Source organism: Alienimonas sp. DA493, from assembly GCF_043951915.1.
GTDB lineage: Bacteria > Planctomycetota > Planctomycetia > Planctomycetales > Planctomycetaceae > Alienimonas.
In genome coordinates this window covers 23,062-30,215 of record NZ_JBINJD010000052.1, presented here as the reverse complement: position 1 = coordinate 30,215, position 7,154 = coordinate 23,062, and the positions used below count along the sequence as shown (strand labels likewise).

5 protein-coding genes are annotated in these 7,154 nt (G+C 71.0%); 3 read left to right on the top strand and 2 right to left on the bottom strand.

Annotation, left to right across the window (positions count from 1 at the left end; translation table 11 throughout):
- The coding region (locus ACG2DA_RS10150) for a general stress protein (RefSeq protein ID WP_395255492.1) at window positions 1-210 on the bottom strand (210 nt) is incomplete at its 3' end.
- A gap of 307 nt (window positions 211-517) precedes the next feature.
- On the opposite strand from ACG2DA_RS10150, the gene ACG2DA_RS10145 reads away from it, so the two are divergent.
- The gene (locus ACG2DA_RS10145) at window positions 518-1,927 is read left to right on the top strand and encodes a DUF1501 domain-containing protein (protein ID WP_395255491.1); all 1,410 of its coding nucleotides are present in this window, start codon (window positions 518-520) and stop codon (window positions 1,925-1,927) included.
- A gap of 124 nt (window positions 1,928-2,051) precedes the next feature.
- On the opposite strand, the gene ACG2DA_RS10140 is transcribed toward ACG2DA_RS10145, so the two are convergent.
- The gene (locus ACG2DA_RS10140) at window positions 2,052-3,419 is read right to left on the bottom strand and encodes a hypothetical protein (RefSeq protein ID WP_395255490.1); all 1,368 of its coding nucleotides are present in this window, start codon (window positions 3,417-3,419) and stop codon (window positions 2,052-2,054) included.
- A 118-nt stretch (window positions 3,420-3,537) separates the two neighbouring features.
- Here ACG2DA_RS10140 and ACG2DA_RS10135 point away from each other — a divergent pair, with 118 nt between their 5' ends.
- Entirely contained in the window at window positions 3,538-5,508 is a 1,971-nt protein-coding gene (locus ACG2DA_RS10135; protein WP_395255489.1) for a hypothetical protein, read from the top strand.
- Window positions 5,509-5,696: 188 nt separating this feature from the next.
- Entirely contained in the window at window positions 5,697-7,103 is a 1,407-nt protein-coding gene (locus ACG2DA_RS10130; RefSeq protein WP_395255488.1) for a sigma-54-dependent transcriptional regulator, read from the top strand.
- Window positions 7,104-7,154 lie beyond the last annotated feature (51 nt).

Here is a 7,154-nt window from a genome sequence, read left to right as displayed (position 1 = left end):
GGCGCCGGCGACGGCGCCTTCCTCGGCCATCGTCTCTTCGTTCTGCTCCGCGAACGTGCCCTCGCGATCGCGGGAGGCGACGCCGATCTGCTCGTCGGTAAAGCCGGCTTTCTTCAGGTCGGCCACGGCCCGACGGGCTTCCGCGTGGGAGTGGAAGACGCCGACGACGGTGTCGCGGACGGTACGGTCGGTGGTGAGCGCGGTCGCCATGGTCAATTCCTGGATCAAAGGTGATGGGATTCGGGGCGGCCGAACGGGGTTCGGTCGTCGTGCGTCAAACGTGCACCCGCCATGCCAAAGTCCGCGGGGCTGCCGGAAGCGGGGGGCGGCCCGATGCCGCCGGGCGTCCCGCCCCGCGGATCGGTCGGCGGACGGTCGGACTGGTCGTCGCGGGGGCAGATCCTGATGCTTGTGACGGTCGGACGGCCGCCGACCTCACCGCCCGTCGCCGCGGCGGGACCGCGGGGCGGGTAACATGCCCCCGGAACCGTTGATCCGTCGCCCGTCGCCCCCGCCGATGCACCCGCTCGCCGCCCGGACCCGCCGACACTTCTTCCGCGACTGCGGCGTCGGCCTCGCTCCCATCGCCGCCGGGTTGCTCGCCAGGGCGGACCGCCCCGCCGCCGCGGCCCCCGTCCTCCCGCCGCGGCCGGCGACCGCCAAGCGGGTGATCTACCTCTTCCAGGCCGGCGCTCCCAGCCAGCTGGAACTGTTCGATTACAAGCCGGCGCTGGCGAAGCGGGCCGGCTCCCCGATGCCGAAGTCGGTCACCGACGGTCTGCGGCTGGCCTTCATCCAGCCGGACGCCGCGGTCCTCGAACCGCAGTTCCCGTTCGCCAGGCACGGCGAGAGCGGGATCGAACTCTCCAGCGCCCTGCCGCACCTGGCGCAAGTCGCGGACGACATCGCCGTGGTGAAGACGGTTCACACGGACCAGTTCAATCACGCCCCGGCCCAGTTGCTGATGAACACCGGGCACAATCTGCCCGGCCGGCCGAGCATGGGCTCGTGGCTGAGTTACGGGCTCGGCAGCGAGGCCGACGACCTGCCGGCGTTCGTAGTGCTCTCCAGCGGCGGGAACCTGTCCGGCGGGGCGGCGATGTGGGGCGCCGGCGTGCTGCCGGGCTCCCATCAGGGGGTGCCCTTCCGCAGCTCCGGCGACCCGATCCTGCACGTCGCCCGGCCGCCGGGGGTGGACCGGCGGGCCCAGCGGGAGAGCCTGGACCTCATCGGCGAGTTGAACCGCCGCCACAGGCAGGAGGTGGGCGATCCGGAGATCGACGTTCGCATCGACGCCTACGAGATGGCCTTCCGCATGCAGTCCGCCGCCCCGGAGTTGACGGACCTTTCCGGCGAGACGCAGGAGACGATGGACCTCTACGGGGCCGACCCCGGCGACGGCTCCAAGCAGTTCGCCAACAACTGCCTGCTGGCCCGCCGGATGGCGGAGCGGGGCGTGCGGTGCATTCAGGTCTACCACGAGGGCTGGGACCACCACTCCGACGTGAAGGGCGGGGTGACGACCCAGGCGAAGAAGACCGATCAGGCCAGCGCCGCCCTCGTCGCGGACCTGAAGCGGCGGGGCCTGCTGGAGGACACGCTGGTGATCTGGGGCGGGGAGTTCGGCCGCACCCCGATGGTGGAGACCAGCGCCGCGCTCGGCCGCGTCGCCGGGCGAGACCACCACCCCGGCTGCGCCTCAATCTGGCTGGCCGGCGGCGGGATCAAACCGGGGCTGACCTACGGCGAGACGGACGAACTGGGCTTCTCGATCGTGAAGGACCCGGTCGGGGTGCACGATCTGCACGCCACGCTGTTGCACTGCCTGGGACTGGACCACGAACGCCTCGCCGTCAACGCCGGCGGCCTGAACGTGCGGCTGACCGGCGTCGAACCGGCCCACGTCGTCCACGGCCTGCTGGCCTGAGGGGCCGTCGCGGTCGGCACGGCGTTGTGAGCCCGGAGCGCAAGCTCCGGCCGTGCGTCGTTTACGTCAATGGGGGGCCGACGGCCGATGCTTGCGCATCGGGCTGGTACTTGGCGAATCGCCGTTACTTCGCCGGGGCGGCGGGCTCGGAGGACAGGCCGACCGTGTTCACCGTCCGCACCGTATAAGCCGCGTCGGCCGGGGCGCCGGACGGCAGGTCGAACTCCGTCCGCCGCAGCGGTTGGAGGGGCGTGTCGCTGTATTGCAGCCCCTGGAACAGCGGCCGGCCGAAGGGGTTCGTCGGCGTCTGCGGGACCTGGGCGAGCGGTTCGCCGTCCCGTTCGATCAGGAACTGCCGCACGCCGCTTTGCAGGTCCGCCGCGGCGTCCCAGCGGAGGGCGCCGTCCTCGATGCGGACGTTCGTCGGGGCCGGCGGGGGCGTGGCGTCGGCGACGTCGGCGGTCGTCACGTATTGCTCCCACCGCCGGGCGACCTCCGCGTTCGGCAGCCAATTCGCCGCGGCCGGATCGCCGTCGTAGTCCTCCTCGGGCACGGCCGTCGTCCCCCGCAGATCGGCGAGGTGGGCGTCGCCGGTCGGCATCGGGCGGAGCGGTTCTCCGGCGGTTTCCGGCAGCCGGTTCGAGAGGCAGGCGTCGAACCAGGGGATCGCGAGGTAGCGCTGGTTGCCGCACTCGTGGCTGGTCTTCGGGTCGATCGCCGTGGCGATCAGCCCGCCGGCCCCGCGGACGGCGTGGAAGAACGTCTCGTTCTTCGGCCAGACCCCGGAGAACCGTCCGTCGGTGACGGTCACGCCCTCCTTCGTGCCGAGGTTGCAGACGATCGGCACGCCCAGCGCCGCCTCGGGCAGCGTGTACGGGGGCAGCTCCGGGCGGTTCTCGTCCTTCTCCGCCAGGGGCACGCCGGAGCGGAGCCACGCCGCCGCGACGCGGTCCGGATGGAGCAACGTCATCCCGCCGGCCCACACGCCCCCGCCGCTGTGCCCCCACAGCGCCCAGGGGACCTCCGCCAACTCCGGATGAGCGGACGCCGTTCCGAGATCGTGCAGCGCCTTGAGAAACGTATCGGCCGAGCCGTTCCGCGGATCGCACCAGGCCCGGCAGTCGGCCCCCTCCGGTTGCTCGTAGGCCGGGGAGAGCAGGGCGCAGTCGTGGGCCGCCGCCAACGCCCGCCAGTGCAGATCGAACGCCCCCGTCAGCCCGGACCTGCAGGAGCCCGTCCCGCAGCCGTGCTGATGCACGATCACCCCCCGCAGCATCTCGACTCCCGGCGGAATCCACACCGTGTACTGCACCGGATATCGCAGCGCGCCCGGCTCCTCCGACGCCTCGTAGCGGACGTGATACACCGGCGGGGCGGCGTCGGGAACGACGGCGTAGGGGTTCTCCGGCGTCTGCTCCTGAGCCGGGGCCGCGGGCAGGGCGAGCAGGCAGGCCGCTCCTGCGAGGAGGAGCGAAACAGCGCGCAACGACATTGGCAGACTTGAGCAGGGCGGGGCGGTGGAGGGAGAGCACGATAGCGGCGACTGGCGGGGGTTTGCGCGTCCGATTAGCGTTGACCGATTCGACGCTCGCTCGCCCGCGGATTCGCCCATGTCTTGTCCCGCCCTGCTGCTCGCCCTCTGCCTGCCGACCGCGGGGGACGCGGGGGAGAAACTGCCGTTGGCGTCGGCGACCGTTTACGACCTGACCGGTCGCGGCCTCGGCCCCCGGTTGATCGACGAGCAGGAGGATGCCGGCGACCCGCGGGCCGGCGCCGGCGGCACGCCGTCGTCGGCCTACGAACTGGGCTGGATCAATCAGGACCTCTACTTCCCCGCCCGCACGGTCATCGACCTCGGCCGGCCGCACGACCTGACCGGCGCCGCCTGGTTCGACGTCTCCGGCGACGGCCCGTTCGAAATCCGCCTGTTCGACTCGGCGAACCGGGAGGACGCCAACCACGGCTGGCGGACGCTGCTCACCGACGACCTCAAGAAGTACAACGCCTGGTCCGTCGGGGAACTGTCCGGACAGGCCCGGTACGTGATGGTCGTCGTCGGCTCGCCGGGCGGGTCGGTGGCGGAGATGGTTCTCTACGGCCGCCCCGCGGGGGACGCCCCGGTGGAGACGGCGGACGCCGCGACGGCCGACGCCGAACCGGTGGAGCCGGCGCCGTTCGATCGGCTGCTGGGCGTCAACGGGTTCATCGACGACCCGGTGGAGCGGCTGGCGCCGGTCGCCGGCACGGTGCGGGAGTACCACTCCTGGCAGTGGGACGTGGTGGAAACCGGCGAGCCGGACGCACGAATCGCCTTCAGCCCCAGCGCCGTCCGCAACGACACCGGAACCTGGGCGTGGGACTTCGACCGGTTCTATCGCGAGTTGAACGCCGCCGGCTCCCGTCCGGCCCCGGTGATGCAGGGCACGGCTGAGGCGGCCTTCGACCTCGAAGGCTCCGCGGAACCGCCGAGCGGGGCGGAGAAACCCGTGCCCCCCGGCGCCGACGCCGAATCGCCCGCCAGCTATCGGGAGCACGCCGCCCACCTGTTTCAATACGCCGCCCGCTACGGCGGGCGGGAGGTGGCGGACGAGCGGTTGCGGTTGGAGCCGGGCCAGCCGCGGGTCTCCGGACTCGGGTTGGTCGGCGACATTGAGAATTGGAACGAACCGAACCGCACCTGGGAGGGGCGGGCGGCCTATTTCAGCCCGTGGGAATTGGCCGCGATGACCAGCGCCGACTACGACGGCCACCAGGGCGCGCTGGGCCCGGGGCACGGCGTGAAGGACGCGGATCCGGACTTCGGCCTGGTCCTCGGCGGGCTCGTGGCGCTGGATTTGGAGGGGCTCAAGGCAATCAAACTGTGGTGCGACCTGTACCGGGACGGCTCGTTCCCGGCGGACGCGATCGCGGTGCACTACTACTGCCGGGCGCTGGACGCCTCCGGCCGGGAGGCCGGGCATGGGCTCCCGCCGGAGGAGGACGGACTGCGGCGCCGGGTGAAGGAGATCACGGCTTGGCGGGACGCGCATCTGCCCGGCGTGGAGGTGCATCTCGGGGAGTTCGGCTACGACACGCACCCCGCCTCGCCGATGTCCGCGAATGCGGTCGGCTCGCTCTCCGCCGAGCAGGTGCAGGGCGACTGGCTGGTGCGGTCGGCGCTGGAGCTGGCCGCGGCCGGCGTGGACCGGGCGCAGATTTTCATGCTGCGGGACGTCGACTCGGACAGCCCCGGCAAGTTTTCCACCTGCGGGCTGACCGGCACGAAGGAGAACGGCCACCCGCCGAAGGCCTCCTGGTTCCACATCGCCGCCGCTCGGGCCGCCCTCGCCGGGCTGGTCTACGACGGCGACCTGGAGGACGACCGGGTGCGGGGGATGTGGTTCGCCGAGCCGAACGGCGAACGGCGGGCGCTGGCCGTCTGGAGCCCCACCGCGGAGGACCGCCGCGTCCCCGACTGGGCGCCGCCCGGCCCGGCCCCCAGGACCGTCACCCGCCTCAGCGACGACGACCCCGCCGGCGACACGGCGCCCTGGACCGGGCCGATCGTCGTCACGGAGGGGCCCGCGTTTCTGCGGTGGTGATGCGATGGCGAAGGAGCCGCCCGTCGCCGGCCTTGAGGCAAATCGGCCCCGTTGGGTGAGTTTTCTCTACGTTCGGGCGCCGACGCGTTGCGAGCCGACAACGGCGACCTAGGTTCGTTCGGCCCCCAACCATTTCGGCGCAGGTCGCCGGAACGCCTGCCCGGGGGCGCCCGAATCCCGCGCCAGAGATGCCCCAGACCCCCGATCCGACCGGCAGCGTGCTGGTGGTGGAAGACGACGACGCCGTCCGCGAAGGCATGGCGGAACTGCTCCGCGACCACGGGCACAAAGCCGACGTCGCCGCCGACCTCGCCGCCGCCAAACGCCGACTCAAAGAGGCGAAATTCGACGCCGTCGTCTGCGACGTCTGCCTGCCGGACGGGGACGGCTTCGGCTTCCTCGAATACGCCCGGGAGAACTACCCGGACCTCGCCGTGCTGCTGCTCACCGGCTACGGCACGATCGAGAGCGCCGTCGAGGCGATTCAGGAGGGCGCCGCGGACTACCTCACCAAGCCGCTGATCTACGAGGAACTGCTGCTTTCGTTGCGGAAGGCCCTCGCCGCCCGCAAGGTGGAGGCGGAGAATAAAAACCTCAAAGCGCAACTCAACGAGCGGCACGGCCTCGGCCGGATTATCGGTCGGGACTACCGGATGCAGCGGATGTTCGAATTAATCGAATCCGTCGCCGACACCCGCACCACGGTGCTCATCCTCGGGGAGAGCGGCACCGGCAAGACGATGACCGCCCGGGCCCTGCACGCCGCCGGCGATCGCAGCGGCGGGCCGTTCGTCGAGGTCGCCTGCGGGGCCCTGCCGGAAAATCTGCTGGAAAGCGAATTGTTCGGCCACGTCAAAGGCGCCTTCACCGGCGCCACCAACGACAAAGAGGGCAAGTTCCTGCTGGCCAACGGCGGCACCCTGTTCCTCGACGAGATCGCCACCGCCAGCCCCCGCTTGCAGGTGAAACTTCTGCGGGCGTTGCAGGACCGGGAGTTCGAACCGGTCGGCGGGACGAAAACGCATAAGGTCGACGTGCGGCTGGTCCTCGCCACGAACGCCGACCTCGAAAAAATGGTCGCCGCCGGGGAGTTCCGCGAGGATCTCTATTATCGAATTAACGTCATCACCCTCACCCAGCCGGCGCTGCGGGAGCGGATCGGCGACATCCCCCTGCTCGCGGAGCACTACCTCAAATTGTTCCGCGAGCAGACCGGCAAAAACGTGACCGCCATCGACCCGGAGGCGATGCGGCTCATGCAGCGGCACGCCTGGCCGGGCAACGTGCGGGAATTGGTCAACGTCGTGGAGCGGGCCGTGGTCCTCACCCGCGGCGAGACGATCACCGTCGCCGACCTGCCCGAAAGCCTGAAGCGGGACGATCCGTCCCACCGTCCGCACGCCGCCGTCGCCGGGGGGCTCAAGAAGGCGATGGCCCCGGCGGAACGGGACATCATCCTCGAAGCCCTGCACGCCCACGGCTGGAACCGACAGGACACCAGCGCCACGCTGGGGATTAATCGCACCACGCTTTATAAGAAGATGAAGCGCTACGGCATCAGCTACGAATCCGAAATGGCCAAGGCGACGGCCTGACGCGGCGTCGGACCGCCGAACGGATCGACCCCGCCGATTGCGTGCGGCGAC